Source organism: Ligilactobacillus apodemi DSM 16634 = JCM 16172 (assembly GCF_001434405.1).
In the GTDB taxonomy this organism is placed as follows: Bacteria; Bacillota; Bacilli; order Lactobacillales; family Lactobacillaceae; genus Ligilactobacillus; species Ligilactobacillus apodemi.
In genome coordinates this window covers 113,722-137,064 of the sequence record NZ_AZFT01000048.1, presented here as the reverse complement: position 1 = coordinate 137,064, position 23,343 = coordinate 113,722, and the positions used below count along the sequence as shown (strand labels likewise).

The window sequence follows — 23,343 nt, the reverse complement described above, 5'->3', positions numbered from 1 at the left end:
TAATAACATTTTATATTTTAGCACTTTTTCAAATAAATTGATAAAGATACTTTGCGCTTACTTATGCTCCAAAGAGATATTTTGCTTACGGGGCGTCTCTTTTTGGAGTGCATCAAGTAGCATTTCACGAGTCATTTTCACAAAGTATAATTCTTGTTTAGTCCGTGAAACTGCCGTATAAGCTAAACCATAGTCATCGGCTTCTAAAACATACACTTTATTAGCTCCACTCCCTTGTGCTTTGTGGATCGTTAAAGCATATGCTAAAAAGAGATCTTTGCGTGCCCGACTCAAGGGCAACACATATTTTTTGACTTCTGTTTCTACTGTGACCGTGGATTTATCTTCATTTTCAACTAAATTTAATGCAGTCACTTTGCCAAATTCACTATTCGTATAGCCGTAATTTTGATAATTATCATCGTTGTGGTAAAAAACAACTTGGGCCCCTACAAAAAAGCCCCCACGGCCAAAACCATTTTGAAAGTAAAATGGTACATGTGGTTTATTTTGAGCTAAAAGCCGGTAAAATTGCTGATTGATCAACCCTACAGTATGATTGCGATAAGCTAAGATCATGCATTCTTCTAGCGCTTGATGCTTAAATTTATCATTGAGCATTTCTTTTACCGTCGCAGTTTGAAAGGCCATACTCGTTGTCAAATTAGCCGGATCTTTGGTGCGACAAGCCCAAATAAATTTATTCAACGCTTGATTTTTACACCGCAAATTAGCGCGAAAATAAAAGCACGAGCCGTACGCTTTAATGAGTTCTAAGGCATCCCCACAAACACTAAGTGCGTCTTCGTCTTGCGTCACCGGTGGAAGCTGTTTTTCATCACCGACCAAAAGATATCTTACGCCAACGGTAGCACTTGTGACCAATTTGGCTAAAAGTTCAAGGGGCGCCATCGAAACTTCATCCAAAATCACCACTTCATAATCAGTTATCACACTTTCGTTGCCATTTTCCAACTCATAAATAACATGTTGCAAAGTATCGTTGTGATAAAAGCCATGTTGCGCTAAATTCAAGCGTGCTTTGTGAGTCGGCGCAAGGGCTAAAGTTTTACTTGGATCTAAAATTTGCCCTAAAGTATGCGTCTTCCCTGAACCACCGACTCCAAGTAAATTAACTACTAGTGCCTTATTTTGAGCGATCCATTGCATAAATGATAGTTGCTCTCTAGTTGGACGATAAGTCGCAGCGGGATGTTTAAACGGCAATTTTTTACGGGACTTCTTTTGCAATGCTCGCTTAAAATCACGTTCAAATTGGCATTTATCAGCTAAATGGATCGTTTGACCACAATTTTTAGCACAGATATAGCCAAAATCTTGAAGCAATTCTAATTCTTTAAATTTATTTGCTTCACTTAGTGGTAAACATTCACCTGCTTTTTTTAATTCAACTAGATCTTCACAGCCTTGCAGATGTCGGCGCGCCGTTTCGTCTAATAATCCATTTAATTCTAATAATTCTGCAATCTTATGACGCTCAAAAACAGGTACTTGGAGAAGCGAAAAGACCCGTGATTTCTCCCACTTAGTCTTAAAAAATTCATCTTCTTCCAAGTAGTCATTAAACATCTTTCTTAAAAATGCATCGGGCAGATCAGGTAAAAATTTTCGGTAATACTTGCGTTCATCTTTGATCGTGCAAGCCATATACCCCTTAAATTCCAATGCTTTAGGCGTAGTAACCGCAAATTCATGCCATTTACCATCAGTAAAGCTTTGTTTTTGAACTGGTGTCATCCCATTGATAAAAAATTTGTATGCCCGATATTTAGGCGCAGAAGTTTGGGCGATCGGTGTTTTACTTTTAGCAAATTGAATAAATTTAAATTTTAGGCGCAGTTGCTTTTTGGCATCCAATTGCTTAAAGGCCCGTTCAAATTTTGCTAGCCCTGTAATTTGTTCCTTTTTTGCTTGCTGCAAGATCTGTTCAAATTTAGCTTTATCTTGCGCTTGTAACGCAATCTTTAGTCCCAACTGATAGGCAGCGACCCTATTTTTTGCTGTATTAGTCGCTAAATGCTTTGCCAGTAAGTCATAGACATCATCTGCTGGTCCATCTAAGTCTGCCTTGCATCGAGCTAAAAAGTAGTTGACTGAACGATAATTTGGTTCAATCTTTTTTATTTGGTTAAATTTTACTTGTGCCTGCAAAACATCACCTTTTTTTAGTAATTTACAGGCTTGTTGATATAGTTCAACGAGCGCGGATTTTGTCATATTAAGTCTCATTTTTTTCCTACATTTATTTAATCTATCTTAAACATTTAATAAAATTTTATAATACTTTTTAAGACAAACCTATTTTTCTGTGGTATGCTTTTTTTAACGGCAAAAAAGTATGCATTGACGCAGAAAGGATGATTACATGCTCAATTCCATCAAACGTTTCTTATGGTTGTTACTTGCAATCATCAGCTTTGTCCTTGGGGTGATCGGGATCTTGATCCCTGTTATGCCACAAGTACCGTTTTTCATTCTCTTTATCATTAGCCTTTCAAGATTTTCTCCACGTTTCCACGACTGGCTAACGAACACAAAATTATATCGTAAATTCCAAAAAATCTTAGATAAAAAAATCGCTGAAGCAGAAGCTCGATCCGAACAGATCAAACAAACTTGGTACCATGTTTTATGGTTAAAATTTCTTTTGCTCGCTAGAATTTAAGACTAACGCCCATAAGCAACGTTGATTGATGACTTAATTACTGTTGCTTATGGGCGTTATTTATTGTCACTCGTCATTTTGACCTAAAGCTTGCTTTAATGCTTGTGCCAAAGCACTTTCTTGGGGTTCATTATCTTGATTGATCTTCTTTAACAACCGTCTTTCTTCGTGCTTGGTCATCTTTTTCTTACCTTTTTTGCCACCAGTCAATTTCTCAGTTGTACCATCATATTTACATCTGAAATATTCACCATTTTTTCCACTTACGATCAACATCTTCTTGTGACATATCGGACAACGGTGATTGGAAACTTTTGCTTCAGCTCGCCGTTTATAAGTACAGCTTTCATTAGTGCAAACTAATAATTTACCGTCACGCACTGGTTTTTCTTTCAAAAAGGCCCCACATTTAGGACATTTCTTTTTAGTCAAGGAATAGTCTTGGTATTTTTGTTCACTATTCTTTACTTCACGCACCAAGCGTTTCGTATCGGCTTCGATCTCACTTAAGAATTTCTTACTGTTGTATTTTCCCTTAGCGATCTGTTCGAGCTGTAATTCCCATTTAGCCGTCAATTTAGGACTAACTAGTTCTGGGTTGACCAACTCTAACAATTGTTGCCCTTTTTTCGTTACGTGTAAACTATTATTATTTCGTTCCATCAAGGCTGATTTCACTAGTTTTTCAATGATTTCAGCGCGAGTTGCTGGGGTACCTAAATTAAATTTTTCCATTTGAGCAAGTAAACTACCTTCACTCAATGGCTTAGGTGGGGTCGTTAATGCTTCATTGATCATAAATTGAGGCGTAATGACCATATTTTCGGTCAAATTAAGGGGCGCTTCATTATTTTCGCTTTCTTTCCACCCTGGTTCTAAGACTGTCGTTTGAGTCAAAGTAAAGGTTTGGTCGCCAAATTTGACCACAGCTTTTTCTTGGCGCACTTTATGTGGTGGTAAAAAGAGCCCTAAAAAGCGCTTAGCGATCAAGTTATAAATACGGTGTTCATCACTTGAAAGCTTGCTATATTGGGGAATTTGTTCCGTGGGGATCAACGCATGGTGGTCGGTCACTTTGGCATCGTTAAAGGCTTTAGTTTGCACAACTTTAGCCGTACCTGCATACTGTTTAGCTGCGGGTAACATCCCTGAGATCGCCCGCAAACGTTCTTTTAAAGTTGCCTTAAGGTCATTTGACAAATACTTACTATCTGTTCGGGGATAAGAAACGATCTTATGAACTTCATAAAGACTTTGAACTAGTGCCAATGTCTTTTTAGCTGAATAGCCATAGAGTTCATTAGCTACCCGCTGTAATTCGGTCAAATCATATGGTAAGGGCGCCGGGATCACCTTATCTTTAAATTTGATCTCAGTCACCCGACCACTTGCTTGTTGCATTTTTGCCACGATTTCTTCAGCTTGTTTGCGCTCTTTTAATACATGAGGATCTTTTTGTTGCAGCTTAGCTTTTTTCCCAGCTACATTTAACGTGATCGTAAAATATTTTTGTGGGATAAATTTACTGATCTTTTCTTCTTGCTTAGCGACTAACGCCAGTGTTGGGGTTTGGACCCGACCAGCCGAAAGATTGTCTTGATATTTGACAGTCAATGCGCGAGTAACATTTAAGCCGACTAACCAATCAGCCTTGGCACGAGCTAAAGCAGAATAATACAAATTATCGTAAGCTTTAGCTGGTTTTAACGTTGCGAAGCCTTGCTTGATCGCTTTAGTCGTTTGCGAAGAGATCCACAAACGCTTGACTGGTTTATTAAAACGAACATATTCTAAGATCCAACGTGCCACCAACTCACCTTCACGTCCAGCATCAGTTGCGATGATCGCTTCAGAGATATCTTTTCTCTTAGCTAAGGAACCAATCGCCTTTAACTGGGCCCGAGTTTTGGGCAAAGGCTTAGTGCCAATGTATTTAGGGATCATCGGTAAAGTTTCCAGTTGCCACGTTTGCCACTCTTGCTTGAGATCTTCTGGCATCTTTAATCCTAATAAATGTCCCAAAGCCCACGTAACTACATATTCGTTACCTTCATAATAGTTTTTATGCTTTTGTGTTGCACCTAAGATCTGACTAAGATCACGCGCTACACTTGGCTTTTCTGCTAATACTAATTTTTTCATATTTTTCGTTATCCTTTTAAATTGAATACTTTTATTATCTGATTTCCTGATCTTTTTTGCAAACCACTATCATTTTTCAACGACTTTGATCGGTAAGATAAACTTCTGCCAAATGCCTAAAACTTGGCGCATCAATTCGGGATAAGCTTGGGGGCGCGGTGATTTTTTTTGATAAGTCAAGAATTCAAAATCCACGCCACCTTTCTCAGCGGTGTAAAAATCAGTTGGGAAAAAGTCATTTTTCGCATAAAATTTCAAACGACGCTTGCGCTCCTCATTATTGGGTGCTTGTTCATCTTCTTTTTCGGCACTCAACCCGATCACTTGTCCTGCATAACGCTCTTTAACAAGTTCCATCAAGCCACTCCCATAGCCTTTTGAGCGGTTGGCCGGATCGATCGCTAAAAAGAAAACATATACTAATTCTTGATTTTTAAGCGTATAAATAAAACCTAACCACTTGTCATCCTCATATAAACTACAAAATTCTGCATTTTCCGCTTTCGTCCGCTTTTTTAACAACCAAAACGGCACGCGTTCCACTGCCGGAAAAGCTTTTAAATAGAGTTCTTTGATCTTTGGTAGATCATTTGAATTTGCCGTTACTAATCGTAAAGTCATAAAAAATCCCCCTAATATCTCTCACTTCAAAAAATTATACCATTTGTAGCTAGCTTTGATACAATTTCTCAACAGCAGAAATATCCTCGGATTGGATGCCATAATATGAGCCAGCCGATTGCATTACCGAAGCGCTTTGATCATTATGTGACAACCCGATCGCATGACCTAACTCATGTTCAGCAGTGTTAACGATCCGTTCGTTTGAATAGCCAAACTGTGGGTTTAAAAGATAGTAAGTATTAAGATAAACATCTGCACTTGTTAACCGCGAAGTTATTTGATCAGCTAGAATATGGGTCACCCCAGCTGCTTTAGTTTGACTATCATTTTGTTGCTTTAAGACGATCTGGGCTTCGTTTTTGCTAGTAACTTGTTCAAATTTAAAAGCTCCGGTTTGATTCCAATTATCTAAAGCTTGAAGATAAGCATTTTGAATCTGCGCATCCGTCGCTTCTAAATAGACAGTCGCAGTATTAGTAGCCCAGCGATTAGTTTGGTCTATATCTGTTTGTGTATCAATATCAGTCTTTAGTGCTGGCTGAACTTTAGTGATCAGCGTTTTTAATTCATTCACTAGTGGGGTCGCATAAGAAGTTGTCAAAAACCACAAGACCCCAAGACATAGCATAAGTGTAACTACAAAAGTAACAATTAGATTCCAGAGAAAATGTAAAAACTTAATTTTTGGTCACCTCACATCACTTTTTCACTTACTTATTGTACACAATCTATAGGCGAACAAGCATTAAATTTTTACTTAAGCTCGGGTCAAAGCTTGATTCAAATCAGCTAGCAGATCTGCTTTATCTTCGATCCCAACTGAAAGGCGGATCAGCTCATCACTAATCCCATCACGCAAACGGATCTCACGTGGAATTGCACCATGAGTCATGATCGCAGGCACTTCGATCAAGCTTTCGACCGATCCTAAACTTTCGGCTAAAGTGATCAAGTCAAGGGCTTCGATGAAAGCCTTAACGTTAGCTCCAGGTTGTAATTCAAAGGATAACATCCCACCAAAATCACGCATTTGCTTTTTAGCTAATTCATAGTCAGGGTTATTAGGATCACCTGGGTAATAAATTTTAGCAACTTTTTCATGTTGTTGTAAAAATTCAAAGATTGCTTTCGTATTTTCATTATGGGCTTTCATCCGTACCGCTAAAGTCTTGATCCCACGTTGTAACAACCAACTATCTTGTGGCCCTAAGATCGCACCGATCGCATTTTGCAAATATGCAAGTTGCTCACCATCTGCACTATCTTTTGTCACCGCTAAACCAGCCACAAGGTCGCTGTGCCCCCCTAAATATTTAGAAGCACTGTGCACTACGATATCAGCCCCCAGATCAAGTGGACGTTGTAAGTATGGCGTAGCAAAGGTGTTATCCACGATCACTTTTAAGTTATTTTCATGTGCTAATTCACTTAAAGCAGCCAAATCGGAGACATGTAACAACGGATTAGTTGGTGTTTCCAAATAAAGTGCCTTAGTATTTTCCTTGATTGCAGCTTTAACTGCAGCTAAATCGCGGGTGTCAACCGCAGTAAATTCGAGCCCTAACCGATTTAAAACCGTGTTTAATAATCTAAAAGTTCCACCATAAACGTCATTTCCGACTACAACGTGATCCCCCTTAGAAAACATCATAAATACCGTATGGATCGCAGCTGAACCGGAAGCAAAAGCCAAACCACGTGAGCCGTTTTCTAATTCAGCGATCAACTCTTCTAAAGCTTGGCGCGTTGGATTTCCTGTCCGTGAATATTCATAAGTCGGTGTGCCCCCAAGCTCTGTTTGTTGATAAGTCGATGTTTGATAGATCGGCACACTTACCGCACCTGTTGTCTTATCTGTACTAATACCACCATGGATCAATTTTGAATCAAATTTCATTGTAAATTCCTCCTACTGATAAATGTTTTTACTTAAATATCGCTCCGAACTATCAGGAAAAATCGTCACGATATTGCTATTTGGGGGTAAAGTTTTCGCTAATTCTAAACTAGCGGCTAAAGCAGCACCACTTGAACTGCCAATAAATAGTCCGTTTGTGCGTGCCATTTGAGCTACCATTTCAAACGCCTGGTCATCACTGATCGTATAGGCCTCATCGATCTTAACATCAGCAAAAAATGGGGGGATAAACTCGACCCCAATGCCTTCAGTCCGATGACTGTGCGCCGGTCCACCATTTAAAATCGAGCCCTCAGGTTCAACCACTGCCGTCTTTAAACCAGCAACATGTTGTTGTAAATACTTAGCGATCCCGGCAAATGTACCACCACTACCAGCACCGGCAACAAAGCCATCGATCTGCAAATCATTTTCAGCAAAATCAGCCAGTAATTCGGGAGCTAAGCTACGCGCATAAGCGGCTGGGTTCGCTGGGTTTTCAAACTGCAACGGGACGTAACTATTTTCTAATTGACTTGCCAATGCTTGAGCTTTTTTGATCGCACCTTTGATGCCTTCTGCTTTAGGTGTGTGCACGATTTTTGCGCCTAAAGCCCGCATCAGCACTTGTTTTTCCTGGCTAAATTGCTCTGGCACAACTAAGATCACTGGTAAGCCACGCTTTTGGGCGGCTAAGGCTAACCCGATCCCAGTATTTCCCGCAGTTGGCTCAATGATCGTGGTCTCTTCGTTGATCAAGCCTTTTTTAGAAGCGTCAACTAGTAAGTATTCTCCCATGCGATCTTTGATACTACCACCCGGGTTATACATTTCTAATTTGGCATAGATCGAAACTTGATTAGGCGTTGGTAACTGTAATTTTAACAGTGGTGTATGCCCGATCAATTCCGTAACGTTTTGGTAAATCATTTTACCCCTTCTTTCTCGATTTTTAGCGAATAAAAAAGGACGCAAACCGATAAATGGTCGCGTCCTTTACTAACGAAGATTCTCTAGTTAAGCTAAATCGTAGCACAAATAGCTTTCTTCGCTAGGTGACGCGAAGAAAGACAACAGTTGTTTAATTGTACATTCATAACTAAAGTTTCCATCGTAATTCGTTCCTTTCAAATCGTTGATTAAACAATATCACTTACTTTTTATAAATGCAAGTACATTTGACAAAAAAATTTTTTATCTGTTAATATTTAGTGAATTAAAGGAGGTATTTTTATGCCAGTTCGGTTAGCTACAACCGCTGATCTGCCAGAGATTTTAGCGATCTATCAATATGCACGCACGCAAATGATCAAAAATAATAACCCGACACAATGGAAAAAAACTCATCCCACAAAAGAAGTTATCTTAGCTGACATTGCAGCACAAGATCTCTATGTTATTTATGATGATGAAACCATTGGGGGCATCTTTGCCTTTATTACTGGCGAAGACCCAACTTATCAACACATTGAGGGACAATGGTTAAATGCTGATCCTTATGGGACGATCCACCGCATCGCCGGTAATGGAAAAGTGCCCCATATTTTTGAACAAGCTTTAGCCTTTTGTGCTCAACTTGAACCAAATATCAAGATCGATACTCATCAAGATAACACGATCATGCGCCATTTGATCACTAAAAATGGCTTTGAATATTGTGGGATCATTCAAACCGATGACGGGACTGATCGTCTGGCTTACCAAAAAAGATGCTAGCTATTTTAGCCAGCATCTTTTTTTACGCTAAAACATATCCTTTAGCCGTTAATTTTCCTTCTTTGTTACGCGTTAAGTAAATTCCCTGGATCTCAGGTTCAAAACCCGGGAAATATTCCATTGCACCTAACAAGATTTTAAAGTAGTCCACATCAATTTGTTGCCATTTTTCTCCTGGTGCCACAATAAATACTCCGGGTGGGTATGGCAGTGCCCCTTCTAAGGCAACCCGTCCGACGATCTCATCTAAGTCAACTAATTCACCTTGATTGCGCATAAAAGCTTGATCAGCGGTGTATGGTAGCTCTTCATAAGCTTGGAAGGTATCTTTAGTAAACAGTGCTTGTTGCAACTGATAAATATTATGCGTGCTAAAATACGCATGCATTTCTTGGCACAATTGCTTTAATGTATAACCTGCGTAGCGATCCTTAGCTTGCTTAGCAAAACGTGGTAGTGCTTTTTTCAAGGGGGCATCGGTCAAATATAAGCGTTCAAATTCTAAAAAGGCTTCGAGTAAGGTTTGTAAACTGAGCTCATCTTCACCAGGTGTTAAGAAAAATAACGTCGAATAAAGGTCTGCTTTGCCAGCAATGATCCGCTTTTCTAACAAAAATTCCCCGATCAACGGACTAGGGATCCCCACTGATTCATATTTTCCGGTAGCTAGATCAACACCAGGGCTAACGATCGTCAATTTCAACGGACTTATGACCGCTTCATTTTTTGTGCCTTGTAAGAAGCCATGCCAGTTTTGGGTGGGATCTAAACGCCATAAATCTAACTCAGTCGCTAATTTTTCAGTTGAAATATCTTGCCAATTTTTCCCAGCGATTTTAGTTGGAACGAGTGGTTTAAATAACTTACTTTGCCGTAATAAGGCCTTTCTAAATTCGATCCCTCGTCTAAGCGTTTGTTCCCACCAAGTTTTATTAGCCGTACTGTGCGCCATTTTGGCATTGACCGCTAAGGAAGCATAGATTGGATAAGAGTAACTCGTAGTCACATACTTAAGATAGGCGTTATTAAAATGCTTATGATCAACGTAACGTTTTTGCCCTTTTAGATGCGCGTCTTTTTTCAAAATTTGGGAAGTTTGCGCTAAGCCAGCCTGTTGTTTATGCACCGATTGCGTCACTAAGATCCCTGGATCATCAGGCCCATAATTCGGTTGTAGTGGTGATAGTGTACGCATCAAGTCAACAAATTGCTCATAACCACCCCAAGCACAATCAAATAAAACATAGTCACACAAGGGACCAATTTTTTCTAACAGATACTTCGCATCATAAAAAACACCATCGTAGGTTTCAAGCTGTAACACAGCTAACCGAAAGGGGCGTTTTTCCTGTACTTTTTTAGGATCGACTTTAGCAATTTCTTGTCTAATTTTAGTTTCATCTAAATCTTTGGCTAAAACCGGTCCGATCAAGCCTAAAGCGTTACGATCAGTCTGTAAGTAAACCGGGTTGGCGCCCGTCATCACTAAAGCACTATTGTAAAGTGACTTGTGATTATTTCGGTCAAATAATACCAGATCACCTGCTGTTAGCGTTGCACTGGCACAAATAGTATTTGAACTAGTCGTCCCATTAGTACAAAAATAAACTTTATCTGCGTTAAAAGCTTTGGCAGCTTCTTTTTCAGCCGTCAAAGGTGTCCCACCGTGCGTTAAGGTATCGCCTAATTCTGGGATCGTGTCACTAACATCAGCATATAACAAATTATCGCCAAAAAAGTTTTTAAAGACTTGCCCTGCTGGATGATTACGATAGAAATTTCCATTGTGATGTCCTGGAGTCGTAAAACTGACTGCTTTTTCATCAGCAAAGTTGATCAGGTCTTGTAAAAATCCCGGTACCATTTCATTTTCATAAGCAGTTGCAGCGTTCGTTATCATTTCTTTAGCCTGAGTTAGGTCTGTTGCAGTTAACTCAATTAGTGGCAGATCCAGCCCTAGTTGCTTTTTTAACAAGTTGGCACACGCCTTTTGCTTTAAATCATTAGCGTTGATCACGATTGCCGCTAACGTGGTAGCTTCGATTTCTGGGCTCAATTCGACCCATTCCCAAGGTTTTGGCACCAAGCTTTGTAATTCCTTTGGTGTTGCAATTTGTAAATACTTTTTCATCTTCCCACTCATAACTTTCATAGATTTTTCACCACTATTTTACACGGAATGAAAAATTTGTGGTAGTAATTTTCTTAATAATTCTTTAAAATAAAAGGACAATTAATATCAAGGGGGGCAGGCTCGTGCATTCAAACAAGCATCCTGGTGCCTTAGGTTTTAGCTAAAACAACTAAGACACATTTTAAGGAGAAGAAAATTGAATACTTTAAACCCAAATTCACTATCACAAAAAAAATATACACCTTGGCTCGTGTTGACGTTACTTGACTTTGTAACGATCATCAGTTTTGAAAATATCTTCTACCCTTTTCAAAATCAAGGTTTATCTGTTGTCGTTTCTTGGATCTTTATGCTCTTTGTCTACGTCATCCCATACGAATTGATCGTCAGCCAACTTGGTTTGACCTTTGATCAACAAGCTGGGGGACTAGCCTCTTGGATCCGCCGTGGGACTGGCAATGACCTTTTTGGTTATGCCACGTCTTGGATGTATTGGGTCCAAACAATCCCTTACTTAGTCGATGTTTCAAACTCGATCATCGTTTCTTTTAGTTGGATCGTTTTAGGCGACGCAACATTGAGCAGTCATATGTCGACGTTTACGTTTGGTCTCTTAACATTTGTGATCATTTTAGCCTTTATTTTACTTGAAAATATCTTTAAAAATGCCCTTGAGATCCTCTCATTGATCGGTGGGGGCGCGATGTTTATCATGTCAATGCTTTTTGTTTTAATGACCGGCTATGCTTTGACACATGGCGCACATATCGCCACGCAACCATTTAACTGGTCCGCCTTTAAGCCAAACTTTAGCTTACATTATTTTTCAACGACTGGCCTTTTGATCTTTGCCATGTCTGGAGCTGAATTAGCAGCACCATATATCAGTCGCATGAAAAATCCTAAACGTGATTTTCCCCGTTCAATGTGGCTACTTGCTTTAATGACTGGGGCATTGACGATTTTTGGTACACTGGCATTAGCCGTTTTCTTTGACGCTAATAACATCCCTAACGACTTTAAGATGAATGGTCCTTACTATGCCTTCAAACTTTTAGGTGAACAATTAGGCTGGGGCAAAATTTTAATGTATATCTTCGCGGTAGTGCAAGCTTTCTTTATGTTGGCACAATTAGCGGTCTTGATTGATGCTGCTAGTCGGGTCTTTGCCGGCGATGTTAACCAAAAATACATGCCAAGTTGGCTAACAAAAACCAATAAACATGGGCGTCCTGTCCACAGTTATACCTTAACTGCGGGGATCGCTTTAGTCTTATTACTGTTAAGTGGAACTTTACCAGACATCAATTCGATCTATAACTGGCTCTTAAACTTAAACGGGATCGTTTCACCTTATAAGACATGTTTGGTCTTTGTCGCATTTATTGCGGTCAGATGGCAACAAGATAAATTTAGTTCAGATTATATCTTCATTAAAAATCGTACCGGGGCTTTATTAGTTGGTTTTTGGTGTTTCTTATTCACCTTTGTTTGTGCAACGATGGGCTTTATTCCCCAAAATTCACACTTTGGTACCGCACAATTCAATCATGAATTATTAATGAATTTCTTCTTTGTTTTCTTGATCTTTGGTATGGGTGCTATCTTACCACTCTTACGTAAGCTCGAAATCAGATTAAAAAATAAAAAATAAGTTAACCTTAAAAGACGCGAAGCTAAATGCTTCGCGCTTTTTTTATAACCGTTCTTCACTAGTTACCTCTAATTCTTCTTTTGATTCAACGACCCATCTAGCATTAGTGTCAAAAACATGGGCTTCTAAAATCAAATCTGCTTGGTTGGTTTCAAGAATATATTCGCATAATTTAGAATCAAATAGCATTCCTGCAACCGCAATAGGTAATTCTACGGCTTCTTTCATCGCAGCTGCATACGGAACTTGCCAACCTTCATATTTATAATCTGGTCCTTTATCAAACAAACCACCAGTTGTAACGCTGATGCAGTCAACTCCATCGCGTTTGAGCCAGTTACCGATCGTTTGCCATTCAGAAATTTTATTTTGTTCTTCTGCCTTAACATATTCATCTAATGAAAGGCGGACCCACAAAGAATTTTGATAAAAGCTTCTAATTGCGGTAATGATCTCTTGCAAAAAACGGTAACGATTGGCAAGCGACCCACCATATTCATCTTCACGAGTATTAACTACAGGTGAAAAAAATTCATCGATCAAAAAGCCTTCACCACCTTGGATCTCTACCATATCTACCCCAGCAGCGATCGCTCGCTTAGTTGCGGCTACAAAAGCGGCTTGGAGTTCTTTTATTTTGGCATGATCAAGTGATTCAGGCTGTGAATATTCATCATTATAAGAGATTGCACTAGGCGCAACTACTTTAGTTGCATCTTTTGCTTTACGCCCAGCATGTCCTAACAAAATCCCTACTTTTGTCCCCAAACTATGCAAAAAATCTACTAATTTTTTTAATTCTTTGGCTTGCTCATCATTCCACAGACCTAAATCATCATCTGTCGTCCGACCATCTGGTGTCACCGCGGTCACTTCAATGATCAACAAACCAACTTGTTCGACGGCACGTGCACCATAATGGGCAAAATGCAATGGATTTAAGATACCATCATGTTTTTGAACATTATATGTTCTCATTGGGGATAATGCGATGCGATTTTTTAATTTTAAATCAGCAATCACGGTTGGTGATAAAAGCATTGACATCGGCTGCCACTCCTTTTTAGGTAAATTTTTTTGGTTTATTTTTAAAGATAACATAAATTCTTTTAAATGTGTTAATTATATTTCTTTCCCATAAAGAAAATACAATTCAGTATTATCTTCTCCAATATCATCCCAATAAAAAGTTTTTTGCGCTAATTTTTGCATACCTTGATACTTATAAAAAGCATAATCTGATGAATCATCAGTATAAAGATAAAAAGATCGTGCCCCATTTTTCTTCAAATATTCACAAAAATTATTATAAAGTAGCTTGCCTAAACCTAGACCTTGGTATGCTTTAACCACGATCAAAAGGTTCAAACTGCCGTCAAATTCACGCCCACTTTGTAATAATAATTCTTGATCAAGTTCCATTGTTTGAATATACTTTTCAAAAATAGATCCCTTTTCAGTATATGCCAAAATTGCTCCCAATGCATGCGTTTTCTTTCGCAAACTAAAACGTTGCATGCGTGAATATTCTAAAATATCTCCTGCACAGATCCCAGCTATTTTACCATCGACCTCAGCGATCATAATATGGTCTGAACGTTGTAGCAAATCGCTTAGAAAAAATTCAGCCATTGGTTCAACTAGCCTTTTTGGTACCCATGAGCGATAATCCCAAGTAGTGATCACTAATTTTAAAATTGGCTCATAATCTTCTGTTCTCATCGCACGTAAATTGATTTCCATAAATTCCACACCTGCCTTTCAAAATTACAATTAAATTTTAACGAATTTTTTGTTCAAAAAAAAGAAGAGATTAAAAAAATCTCTTCTCGCTCGTTATCAGCGTAATTTATGCAACAAATACGCAATATAACTAGTTGCATTTAGTAAGGTCACTGCAAAAGTGATCAACGTGACCCAGAAAAATGTTCCCGTCAAATATGAACAAATCGCACCAAGAATCGTGGTCACGCCAAAAAGCCCTACTAATTGCGGGGAAAGGTGTAATTTTCCTTGATTATAGCGAGCCGCAATCAAAATCCCGATATAAAATAGCATTAACCCTCCATATAGACATAAAACAGCTACATGGTCATCAAAATGCGTTTCACTGATGAAGCTTAACGCAACTGTTATCAGGCTCAAGCCAAATAAAATAAAGTAATGCAAATAAATCAACAAGACACCCGTTTCACCGGTACGTTTCTCATCAATATAATGATCAAATTGGGTAATATATGTCATAAACAATAGACACACTACACCAAAAATCAATAATGACGGTAGGCCAATCGTTTTAAGGGTAAAGTATGGGGCAATATCAACAATCGTTTCCCCAAAGGTGATGATCGTGATCAGCGTCAGTCGTTCCAATAAGTGGGGAAAATTGATCGGACTTTTTCTCATTGTTCTAGTAAAGAAGAGCGGTAAGATCCAACTACCAAGAATCCCGAGCACTGCGAGGATTAGCCCAACTTTTAGCGAAAATAAAATGCTCAATAGTAACATAACTGTTCTAAAGCCCAAAATATACATAAATTTTTGGGTAACTTCTTTAGTTACTGAGTCTTTTGCCGTACGATAGGTCAAAAAATACTCTAAAAACAGTGTCAATGATAGTAACCCTGTCGCAAACACAAACGGCCTAAACCACATGGTGATCTCACCGGTAAAGGTATTAGACATGAATAATAGAATCGCCATGTCTAACATAAAAAATATGATATCACGCAAGGAATTCTTGCCATAACGGTTAGTATAGACTGTTTGGACCATCCAAGTATTAAGAAAAACGATCATTACGATCGCAAATAAGCCAAAATACTCTAAAAACTCCCGCGCATTTTCCACATGGTGGATCAAGCCAGTCACTTTAGAAATTGCAAACACAAAAACTAGATCATAAAAAAGCTCTGTTAACTGAACTTTTTTAGGAAGGACCTTCATTAGTTTCCCCTTTCGTAGTTGAGATTTCCCTGACTAACTAGGGTATCTGCAACTAAATCAGTTAAATCTTTAGTTTCAACCAAGCCTTTTGTCTTTTCAAGGTATTCCTTAAAATGCGGAGTTGCCCGGTGCTTATCATAAGCTGCCTTGTCTTGATAAAATTCCAAAAAGAGCCATTCATCAGGTTGATTTTGGATCGTTGCCGCATACATTGCACAAACTCCTTCTTCTAAGGCGATCGCTTGTTGCATCTCACTAAAGACTGCCGCCTTAAATGCTGCTGCACTCTCACGTTTAAGACTGATACGAGCATATTTAACTGCCATATTTTCTGAAGAAGACTTGCTCAAAAAGTCATATTTTTCTAGCAATAACTCCGGAATCAATTCAGTCACTTTACGTTTAGTGATCGCATTTTTAGCAAAAAGCGCATATTTTTTAAACTGCGGTGAATTGCGGTGGCGCTCTTGGGCAGCCTTATTTTGATAAAGTTCAAAAATTAAGTTTTTTAGCCCTTTTTTATCACTATGAGTCGCATGCATTGCCAACGTTTGGGGCTCTGTTTTGATCGACAGATTTAAATTTCGTTTTCCTAAGGCAAAATACTGTGCTTGCTTTTCGGGCTTGATATCAATTTCGTATAACTTAAACAACGGCGGATATTCTAAGTTTGTCACGTTTGATCACCTACTATCATTTTTTCAAAATTCTCATGTAAAATTTTTTCGCGTACTTCCAAAGATAAGTCAGTTTCATCCAAAGCCGCTAAAAGAGCCTGACCTGCACCTGCTGGAGTGATCCCCAAAGGTGCATCAGTCCCAAATAACACGTGGTCTGCGCCATAATAAGCAACCGCTAACTCTAATGCCTTAGGATTGCCTAAAATTGCAGTATCCACGTAGAAACGCTTAAAATCACTTGCTTGCTTAGGTGGTAAAATATGAGCGATCCGCTCTGCAAAATAAGGGACCATCCCGCCTGCATGATGCACAATGATCTTTATTTGTGGTAACTTGGTAAATAGTTCACTTTTAACCAAATCATACATGGCTTGGGTCAATTCATATTCCCAACTAAAAACAATATTGTTATCAGGTTTACGCTCATCAAAAATCGGATGTAACCAGATCGGAATGCCCAACTCATGCGCCTTAGCGAATACGGGATAAAAACTTTCATCCGCGATACTTTTCCCCAAAGCACGGGTAAACAACTGAATCCCACAAAATTCTTTTCGCGGTGCGATCTGTGTGGTCAATAATTCCAAAGCACCAGAAATATTGTTTAACGGTAACATCGCAATCGCCTTAAGAAACATTGGCTGATTGGCTAAAACAAGTTCAGCTAACTCATCATTCCCTTGCCGACATAATGCAAGTGCTTTATCAGGCGTGGTGTAGTCTTCTGGATTGAGATTAACATTAGAGATCACCTGGTTGATTTGACCGTCAAAATATTGCTGACGTTTCACTAGATCACTTAATAATGGCTGAGTAATAAACGGATACATTTGCGGTAAGCGCGGTTCAAGTTGCAACATTTCTTGGTAAAATTTTGGTGGTAAAACATGGGCAAACACATCGATCGCTGTCACAGTCATTTCTCGCTTTCTTTATTTGACAACTTAATAATTCTTAAGATTTACTAACAACATTTTTATCAATTTGTTTAACCTAAATTAAACAAGCAAGTCTTTCTGTTTCATTATAGCAAAAACTTTAGCAGAACTGCACTTATATCTCACACAAGTTATCTGGCTAAATTTTTCTGTGCTAAATTTTTCAAGTTAAAACCTTTATTAGCAATTTTACGGTAAATATACTTATTTTCTAATAACCTAACTAACTTACTAAAAAAGCCCTTAAAAATTGTTGAAAACTAATAGCCAAACATTAACTAAGTGAGTAAAATGGAAAATACAGTTAATTTGAAAGGAACGTGATCTTTAACATGAAATATCGACTTCAAGCTTGCTTATTTGTGTTTATCGCCTTCATGCTCGGCTGTAATGAATACATTATTGTTGGGGTCTTGCCTGATATTTCTGCCGAATACAAGACATCTTTAGCAACTTTAGGTTTACTAGTGACGATCTTTGCCCTTGTTTATGCTCTTTTTACCCCACTAGTGACCTCGTTTGCCAATCATTTTTTGCGCCACCAAGTTTTGTTAGTTTTGATCGGCATCTTTTTTATTGGTAATACTTGGACGGCGCTAGCAACTAATTTTACTTCACTACTACTCTCAAGAATCCTCACTGCTAGTGTAGCCGGTGCGATCATTTCTTTAGTCTTAGTTATGGCAAACTACATTGCACCACGCCATAAAAGAGCAAGCCTTGTTTCTTGGGTCTTTGCTGGTTTTAGTCTCGCCTCGATCATCGGGATCCCGATCGGAACGTTGATCAGTACGACATTTTCATGGCACGACAGTTTTTGGATGATCAGTGCGATCACCTTTGTTGTTTTGGTATTGTTGATTTGGCTAGTCCCACGTGATACCCCCCAATTTAAAGGCTCTTTAAAAAATCAATTTGCCTTGTTGCGTGAGCCACAGATCATCTGGGGCGTGGTCTTTGTGATTGCCGTTTGCGCGGCCGATTACACCATCTACACCTATATTCGCCCATTGATCACAACGGAAATGGGCTTTGACAATGCTTGGCTCAACTGGTTGTTATTTGGTATGGGCGTCTTCTTTATCATCGGAAATAAATTTGGTGGTTACTTAGCCGATAATGGTGGCTTGTTGCGTTTACGTTATCTATATATTGGAATGACGCTCTTGTTGCTTCTGTTAGCACCACTATTGCACTATCGTTATTTAGCTGCCTTAGCGATCGCTTTAATGTGTATTTGTTTTGCAAGCTATGGTTCATCAACTCAATTAATGTTTTTAGATATTGCTGAGAAAAAATATCCCCAATCGCTTGATTTAGCCTCTTCGTTAAATTCGATCTTCGCTAACCTTGGGATCTCACTAGGATCTTTGACAGCAGCTCAAACTGTCCAAGTTACCTCGCTTAGAAATGTAGGGTATGCTGGTGCGGTCTATGGTTTACTTGCAACTTTGATCGTTTTTTATCTTTGCCGGCGCTACATCAAACAAAATTAAAAAATGACCCGAAGGCACTTTTAGTCTTCGGATCATTTTTAGTTTTGTTGCAATTTAGCGAAATAATTTGCCACTGCTTTAATATCTTTTGTTCCCGTAGTACAGCAACCACCGAGCAGATCAGCTCCAGCTTGATGCCATTTAGCGGCTTCTTGTTCAAAATCGATTTTTTTATCTAAGTCTTGCCAAGTCTTAGTTTTTGTATCATACGTCGCTCCTGAATTTGGATAAACGATGATTTTTTTCGCCGTGTTTTGCTTGATCACACGGAGCGCTTTTTCAACTAGTTTAGGGGAAATACAATTGATCCCGACCGCAAAAACTTGGTCATATTCACTGACTGCTTGAACTGCGACTGCTAATGGTGTTCCATCACTCAACGTTTTTTCGTCCTTTAAGGTAAAAGAAACATACACCGGCATAAAGGGAACATTTTGTTTTAGCCATTTTAAGATAGCCAACGGTTCCGATAATTTAGGTTGCGTTTCTAAGGCTAGACAATCCGGTTCTTGTAATAAAACCGTCGTCAAGCGTGGTAAATGAAAATCTAAATATTGCGCCTCACTTAATAAATAATCACCGCGATATTCGCTACCATCGGCTAAATAAGCTCCATAAGGCCCAATTGAACCTGCTACGAGCGCATAATTACCGGTGTCTTCTTCGTAGTCTGCTCGCGCTTTTTTAGCTGCTTGGACCGCCACAGCGATCAGTGTTTCTGCTTGTTTTTTAGTGTAACCTTCTTTTTCAAAAGCTGGCAGATTTGCTTGATACGTATCAGTCAAGATCATTTGTGCCCCAGACCATAAATAATCTAAATGGACGTCATAGATTTTTTCGATATTATCTGCCAAAGCTTCTGCCGTCCACAACTTGCTGTTTATTTCAACTTCACGCTTTTTTAGCTCTGTTGCTAGCGAGCCATCAAGTACGTGAATGCCCTCAAAAATTTTATCCATGATATCCCCTCGATCACCAAAATTTTTCTCTAATTATGCCTAACATCTTAACACTTTTTGGCTTTAAAGTAATAGTAAATACTTTTTAGATACAAATAAAGCAACTAACCCTAATTAGAACTAGTTGCTTTGAAACTAAATTGAACGTGGCAATACGATAAAGGTCGCTGTGATCAAAACTGACCACATCATCGCAGACGGAAAGACTGTTAAGGTCAAGATCAAGCCAATGACCTTGATCACGATATCGATCATCCCGCGTCCGTCTAAAATACTAAAACCATCTTCGACTGTTTCACCCTTATTTAGCCGTTTTAATTCAACATACATCCAAACATTAGTTGCGGTCACCGCTAAAACGATCACTCCATACATTGTTTGAGCCACGGAGCTATTAAAATTATCCGCCACTAAACTAGTCGTGTACGGGAAAAACGACGATAAAAAGAGTAAGATCAACGCATTCCAGACCAGTTCATTATTGATTTTTTCCACATTATGCCAAGCACGGTGCATATTGACCCACATCGTCCCTAGCCAAAAAAATGACACCGTATACGCAAAGAAACTCTCTCGCAATTCCCAAACCGCACCCCAAGTCATGGTTTCTGGCTTATTTAATTCCAAAACTAAGATCGTCATAATAATGGCTAAAACTGCATCAGTAAAAGCGGTCAAGCGTTCTTTTGACATTTCCATTTTAAGTTGTCCCCCATATATTTTTGTACTATTCTAAAGTATCAAAAATATAAAAGCAATAAATTTTATTAATTTTTTCGTTCCAGTTGTAGTAATTTTTCTTTGCGCACTAAGCCACCAGCATAGCCATTTAGACTACCATCTTTAGCCAAAACACGGTGACAAGGAATAAAAATCACTAGCGGATTATGGGCGACTGCGCCTCCTACAGCCCGGGCATGCGAACCAAGGTCTTTAGCTAATTCTTGGTACGTCGTCGTCTTTCCCGCTGAAACTTGTTGCAAATTAGTCAATACTTGTTTACGAAAAGCCGTCACTTGGGGTTCTAGTGGAAAAGTAATTGATAAAAATTTTCCTGCAAAGTAAGCATCTAACCAATTTTTGGCAGCTACCAAGATCTGGTCTTCGTTTGTTTTGATCTCACTAAGCTCAAAGCCGGCCCCAAAATATTTTTGCCCACTAAACCAAGCACCCACTAAAGCTTGTCCATTACTGACTAGGCAAATGTCTCCTAAAGGTGATGAATACGTCTGTTTAGCTAACATGGTAAGTTCCTCCTAATTTTTAGTGCTATTCTAACATGACACTAAATTTTACGCCAAAAAAATAGCCGTCAGCAAATTTCTGCAGACGACTAATACTTTTTAAGCTGGCATCTTTTTAAATGCGTGCCGGATCAAAATCGCAGCTAGTAAAGCCGAAAGAAAGTCGGCGATCGGATTAGCGATCATCAAATTATCTACCCCAAGCCACAAGGTCATGATGACAAGTAGCGGTAAAAGCAAGATGATCTGTTTAGACAAGATCAAGAACACACTATTTTTGGCCTTACCGATCGAGGAAAAGAAGATCCCTGATGATGTTTGAAAACCATTAACAAAGACCATCGCAAAAAAGACGTGCATGTAATACACCGCATAATTCATGTAAGTTGAACTTGCCGTCCCAAATAAGGAAATGATCGGATGAGTAAATAATTGAAACGCTAAAAAGGCTACAAGCGAGATCAAAGTGTTGATCGTGACCGTTAATTTAAAGGTCCCACGCACCCGCCCGTAAGCTTTAGCCCCATAGTTAAAGCCTAAGATCGGTTGAGCTCCTTGGGTGATCCCCAAAACGATTGCGGTGTACACTTGGTTGATCTTAGAAACGACCCCGACGACCGCCACGGGGATCTCTGGTCCGATCGTTGAATCAACGCCGTAAACTTTGATCAAGTTGTTAGTTACGATCTGAACTAACGTCACTGATAATTGTTGAAACATTGGTCCTAGTCCTAACGCACAGATCGGTTTTAAAAGCTTTGGGCGTGGAATCAAGTCTTTTAGCCCCACCGTAATATTTCTAAAATTAGGAATATAGGCTAAAAAGATGCACCCAGAAATGATCTGACTGCTCACCGTTGCCCAAGCCGAACCAGCGATTCCCCACTTGAATCCAAAAATAAAAATCGGATTTAAGATCATGTTTAAGATTGCCCCAACAACCATTCCAAACATCGAATAACGTGCACTTCCATCGGCACGCACGATTGAATTACAAGCCGTTGAGATCAAGAAAAATGGCAAACTCAGTGCAGTAATGCGCACAAATGGTAAAACATAAGGCATCAATTCAGCTGTTGCCCCAAAAGCACTCATCAAAGGCTTAGTAAACAGTAACAGTAAAGCACTCATTACAACACCTAAAATGATCAACGAGCCAAAAGTCGTCCCAACCATTTTTTCGGCGCGTTTAACATTGCCTCGTCCCATTTCGAGATTAAAATTAGCTGCCGTTCCGATCCCTAACATCAGCGCTAGTGCCATGGAGATCGTGGTGATCGGAAAAGCAATATTGGTAGCAGCATTTCCTAAATAGCCGACCCCTTGTCCAATAAAAATTTGATCGACGATCGTATACAACGCACTGATTAGATTAGCGATCACCGCTGGACCTGCAAAGCGCCGTAAGAGCGTCGAAATTGGTTCATCTTGCATATTCTTAGTTCCTTTAATATAAATTTTTAGCTTAAATAAAAACAGCCATAAAAAAAGCGCAACTCTAAAAGTAAGAGTTGTCGCTTATTTATTAAAAATTATAACAAAATTAGTTATAACAAATCTAGCTTTTTTTGTACTGCGGTAATGGTGTCATTATCTGCTCAGTTTTCAACCACTGCGCTAGTTTTTCGGCTAACTGATCGACCATGGTAAATGAAGCTTGGATCTGTTCTTTAGTGATCCCATCAACATGAACCCCGGCTGTTAAGACACAATTACCTTGTAAATAAGGTTTGATCGTGGTCAAAACACGCTCAGCTAGGACATTGTCTTTGTGAACACGCCCCGAATGACTAGGAAATTGTTGGAGTGATAAGACACCTTCTTTAGCATAGGAGGTCAAAGTCCCAATGTGAGGCACATCTCCCCCCGTAATACTTACAAATAAATCACGTCCAAGTTGTAAAGCAGTTAACGTGATCGTATAGTCTGCTAACGTAACACTAAATTCTCGTTGTTCCATCTAACTTAGCCACCGCTTTTCGTCAAAATCGTTGCGCAAGTGTAAGGCATCTAATAGTTTCATCGTGTGATGATCTATCAGATCTTGGATCGTTTGCGGATGGTTGTAAAAAGCAGGCATCGGTGGAATGATCTGCACACCTAATTGAGAAAGCTTGGTCAAGTTTTCCAAGTGGATCGTACTTAATGGGGTCTCACGGGGCACGATGATCAAGGGACGTCTTTCTTTTAACGTCACATCGGCTGCCCGCGAAAGTAAATTATCGCT

21 protein-coding genes and 1 pseudogene are annotated in these 23,343 nt (G+C 39.2%); 4 read left to right on the top strand and 18 right to left on the bottom strand.

Annotated features, from left to right (window positions below; all coding sequences use genetic code 11):
* Positions 1–57: 57 nt before the first annotated feature.
* Entirely contained in the window at positions 58–2,238 is a 2,181-nt protein-coding gene (locus FC32_RS04495; protein ID WP_025086753.1) for an ATP-dependent DNA helicase, read from the bottom strand.
* Positions 2,239–2,386: 148 nt separating this feature from the next.
* Here FC32_RS04495 and FC32_RS04490 point away from each other — a divergent pair, with 148 nt between their 5' ends.
* Positions 2,387–2,686, top strand: a complete 300-nt coding sequence (locus FC32_RS04490) for a DUF454 family protein (protein ID WP_025086752.1) — start codon at positions 2,387–2,389, stop codon at positions 2,684–2,686.
* Between the two features lie 66 nt (positions 2,687–2,752).
* Here the strand turns inward: FC32_RS04490 and FC32_RS04485 are convergent, their stop codons facing one another.
* The 5 genes from FC32_RS04485 to FC32_RS04465 form a co-directional block, all read right to left on the bottom strand.
* Entirely contained in the window at positions 2,753–4,828 is a 2,076-nt protein-coding gene (locus FC32_RS04485; protein WP_056957292.1) for a DNA topoisomerase III, read from the bottom strand.
* 69 nt (positions 4,829–4,897) lie between these two features.
* Positions 4,898–5,449 (bottom strand): GNAT family N-acetyltransferase, encoded by a 552-nt coding sequence (locus FC32_RS04480; protein ID WP_025086751.1) that lies wholly within the window; start codon positions 5,447–5,449, stop codon positions 4,898–4,900.
* Positions 5,450–5,498: 49 nt separating this feature from the next.
* Positions 5,499–6,053: a matrixin family metalloprotease gene (locus tag FC32_RS04475; RefSeq protein WP_025086750.1), complete on the bottom strand. Its 555-nt coding sequence runs from the start codon at positions 6,051–6,053 to the stop codon at positions 5,499–5,501.
* 156 nt (positions 6,054–6,209) lie between these two features.
* On the bottom strand, positions 6,210–7,349 hold the full coding sequence (locus tag FC32_RS04470; RefSeq protein WP_025086749.1) for a trans-sulfuration enzyme family protein: 1,140 nt from the start codon (positions 7,347–7,349) through the stop codon (positions 6,210–6,212).
* A 12-nt stretch (positions 7,350–7,361) separates the two neighbouring features.
* Entirely contained in the window at positions 7,362–8,279 is a 918-nt protein-coding gene (locus tag FC32_RS04465; protein ID WP_025086748.1) for a PLP-dependent cysteine synthase family protein, read from the bottom strand.
* 303 nt (positions 8,280–8,582) lie between these two features.
* On the opposite strand from FC32_RS04465, the gene FC32_RS04460 reads away from it, so the two are divergent.
* Positions 8,583–9,065, top strand: a complete 483-nt coding sequence (locus FC32_RS04460; RefSeq protein WP_025086747.1) for an acetyltransferase — start codon at positions 8,583–8,585, stop codon at positions 9,063–9,065.
* A 22-nt stretch (positions 9,066–9,087) separates the two neighbouring features.
* Here FC32_RS04460 and FC32_RS04455 read toward each other — a convergent pair whose 3' ends face one another.
* Positions 9,088–11,196, bottom strand: a complete 2,109-nt coding sequence (locus FC32_RS04455) for a putative ornithine decarboxylase (protein WP_025086746.1) — start codon at positions 11,194–11,196, stop codon at positions 9,088–9,090.
* Between the two features lie 199 nt (positions 11,197–11,395).
* Between FC32_RS04455 and FC32_RS04450 the strand changes: the two genes are divergently transcribed.
* Positions 11,396–12,853 (top strand): APC family permease, encoded by a 1,458-nt coding sequence (locus FC32_RS04450; RefSeq protein ID WP_025086745.1) that lies wholly within the window; start codon positions 11,396–11,398, stop codon positions 12,851–12,853.
* Between the two features lie 42 nt (positions 12,854–12,895).
* Here FC32_RS04450 and FC32_RS04445 read toward each other — a convergent pair whose 3' ends face one another.
* The 5 genes from FC32_RS04445 to FC32_RS04425 form a co-directional block, all read right to left on the bottom strand.
* Entirely contained in the window at positions 12,896–13,900 is a 1,005-nt protein-coding gene (locus FC32_RS04445; protein WP_025086744.1) for an oxidoreductase, read from the bottom strand.
* 75 nt (positions 13,901–13,975) lie between these two features.
* Complete coding sequence (locus FC32_RS04440) at positions 13,976–14,596, bottom strand: GNAT family N-acetyltransferase (RefSeq protein WP_025086743.1); 621 nt, start codon at positions 14,594–14,596, stop codon at positions 13,976–13,978.
* A 96-nt stretch (positions 14,597–14,692) separates the two neighbouring features.
* The gene (locus FC32_RS04435) at positions 14,693–15,799 is read right to left on the bottom strand and encodes a low temperature requirement protein A (RefSeq protein WP_025086742.1); all 1,107 of its coding nucleotides are present in this window, start codon (positions 15,797–15,799) and stop codon (positions 14,693–14,695) included.
* Positions 15,799–16,476, bottom strand: a complete 678-nt coding sequence (locus FC32_RS04430) for a putative quinol monooxygenase (RefSeq protein ID WP_025086741.1) — start codon at positions 16,474–16,476, stop codon at positions 15,799–15,801. The genes FC32_RS04435 and FC32_RS04430 overlap by 1 nt, the downstream gene beginning before the upstream one ends.
* Positions 16,473–17,399 (bottom strand): amidohydrolase family protein, encoded by a 927-nt coding sequence (locus FC32_RS04425; RefSeq protein WP_025086740.1) that lies wholly within the window; start codon positions 17,397–17,399, stop codon positions 16,473–16,475. The genes FC32_RS04430 and FC32_RS04425 overlap by 4 nt, the downstream gene beginning before the upstream one ends.
* Positions 17,400–17,749: 350 nt before the next feature.
* Here FC32_RS04425 and FC32_RS04420 point away from each other — a divergent pair, with 350 nt between their 5' ends.
* Entirely contained in the window at positions 17,750–18,913 is a 1,164-nt protein-coding gene (locus tag FC32_RS04420; protein WP_025086739.1) for an MFS transporter, read from the top strand.
* 38 nt (positions 18,914–18,951) lie between these two features.
* On the opposite strand, the gene mmuM is transcribed toward FC32_RS04420, so the two are convergent.
* The 6 genes and pseudogenes from mmuM to FC32_RS04390 all read right to left on the bottom strand — a co-directional run.
* A complete protein-coding gene (gene mmuM / locus FC32_RS04415; RefSeq protein ID WP_056957291.1) occupies positions 18,952–19,872 on the bottom strand; it encodes a homocysteine S-methyltransferase in 921 nt (306 codons plus the stop codon).
* Between the two features lie 135 nt (positions 19,873–20,007).
* Complete coding sequence (locus FC32_RS04410) at positions 20,008–20,565, bottom strand: TMEM175 family protein (protein ID WP_025086738.1); 558 nt, start codon at positions 20,563–20,565, stop codon at positions 20,008–20,010.
* 74 nt (positions 20,566–20,639) lie between these two features.
* A complete protein-coding gene (locus tag FC32_RS04405; RefSeq protein ID WP_025086737.1) occupies positions 20,640–21,116 on the bottom strand; it encodes a methylated-DNA--[protein]-cysteine S-methyltransferase in 477 nt (158 codons plus the stop codon).
* A gap of 99 nt (positions 21,117–21,215) precedes the next feature.
* Positions 21,216–22,550 (bottom strand): MATE family efflux transporter, encoded by a 1,335-nt coding sequence (locus tag FC32_RS04400; RefSeq protein ID WP_035459584.1) that lies wholly within the window; start codon positions 22,548–22,550, stop codon positions 21,216–21,218.
* Between the two features lie 124 nt (positions 22,551–22,674).
* Positions 22,675–23,076 (bottom strand): prenylated flavin chaperone LpdD, encoded by a 402-nt coding sequence (gene lpdD / locus FC32_RS04395; protein WP_025086735.1) that lies wholly within the window; start codon positions 23,074–23,076, stop codon positions 22,675–22,677.
* Positions 23,077–23,340: pseudogene (locus tag FC32_RS04390) on the bottom strand (flavoprotein); the annotation flags it as partial.
* Between the last annotated feature and the right edge of the window lie 3 nt (positions 23,341–23,343).

Coding starts and splice junctions, on each gene's coding strand:
- FC32_RS04495 (WP_025086753.1), bottom strand. CDS start 2,238: ATGACAAAATCCGCGCTCGTTGAACTATATCAACAAGCCTGTAAATTA.
- FC32_RS04490 (WP_025086752.1), top strand. CDS start 2,387: ATGCTCAATTCCATCAAACGTTTCTTATGGTTGTTACTTGCAATCATC.
- FC32_RS04485 (WP_056957292.1), bottom strand. CDS start 4,828: ATGAAAAAATTAGTATTAGCAGAAAAGCCAAGTGTAGCGCGTGATCTT.
- FC32_RS04480 (WP_025086751.1), bottom strand. CDS start 5,449: ATGACTTTACGATTAGTAACGGCAAATTCAAATGATCTACCAAAGATC.
- FC32_RS04470 (WP_025086749.1), bottom strand. CDS start 7,349: ATGAAATTTGATTCAAAATTGATCCATGGTGGTATTAGTACAGATAAG.
- FC32_RS04465 (WP_025086748.1), bottom strand. CDS start 8,279: ATGATTTACCAAAACGTTACGGAATTGATCGGGCATACACCACTGTTA.
- FC32_RS04460 (WP_025086747.1), top strand. CDS start 8,583: ATGCCAGTTCGGTTAGCTACAACCGCTGATCTGCCAGAGATTTTAGCG.
- FC32_RS04455 (WP_025086746.1), bottom strand. CDS start 11,196: ATGAAAAAGTATTTACAAATTGCAACACCAAAGGAATTACAAAGCTTG.
- FC32_RS04445 (WP_025086744.1), bottom strand. CDS start 13,900: ATGTCAATGCTTTTATCACCAACCGTGATTGCTGATTTAAAATTAAAA.
- FC32_RS04440 (WP_025086743.1), bottom strand. CDS start 14,596: ATGGAAATCAATTTACGTGCGATGAGAACAGAAGATTATGAGCCAATT.
- FC32_RS04435 (WP_025086742.1), bottom strand. CDS start 15,799: ATGAAGGTCCTTCCTAAAAAAGTTCAGTTAACAGAGCTTTTTTATGAT.
- FC32_RS04425 (WP_025086740.1), bottom strand. CDS start 17,399: ATGACTGTGACAGCGATCGATGTGTTTGCCCATGTTTTACCACCAAAA.
- FC32_RS04420 (WP_025086739.1), top strand. CDS start 17,750: ATGAAATATCGACTTCAAGCTTGCTTATTTGTGTTTATCGCCTTCATG.
- mmuM (WP_056957291.1), bottom strand. CDS start 19,872: ATGGATAAAATTTTTGAGGGCATTCACGTACTTGATGGCTCGCTAGCA.
- FC32_RS04410 (WP_025086738.1), bottom strand. CDS start 20,565: ATGTCAAAAGAACGCTTGACCGCTTTTACTGATGCAGTTTTAGCCATT.
- FC32_RS04405 (WP_025086737.1), bottom strand. CDS start 21,116: ATGTTAGCTAAACAGACGTATTCATCACCTTTAGGAGACATTTGCCTA.
- FC32_RS04400 (WP_035459584.1), bottom strand. CDS start 22,550: ATGCAAGATGAACCAATTTCGACGCTCTTACGGCGCTTTGCAGGTCCA.
- lpdD (WP_025086735.1), bottom strand. CDS start 23,076: ATGGAACAACGAGAATTTAGTGTTACGTTAGCAGACTATACGATCACG.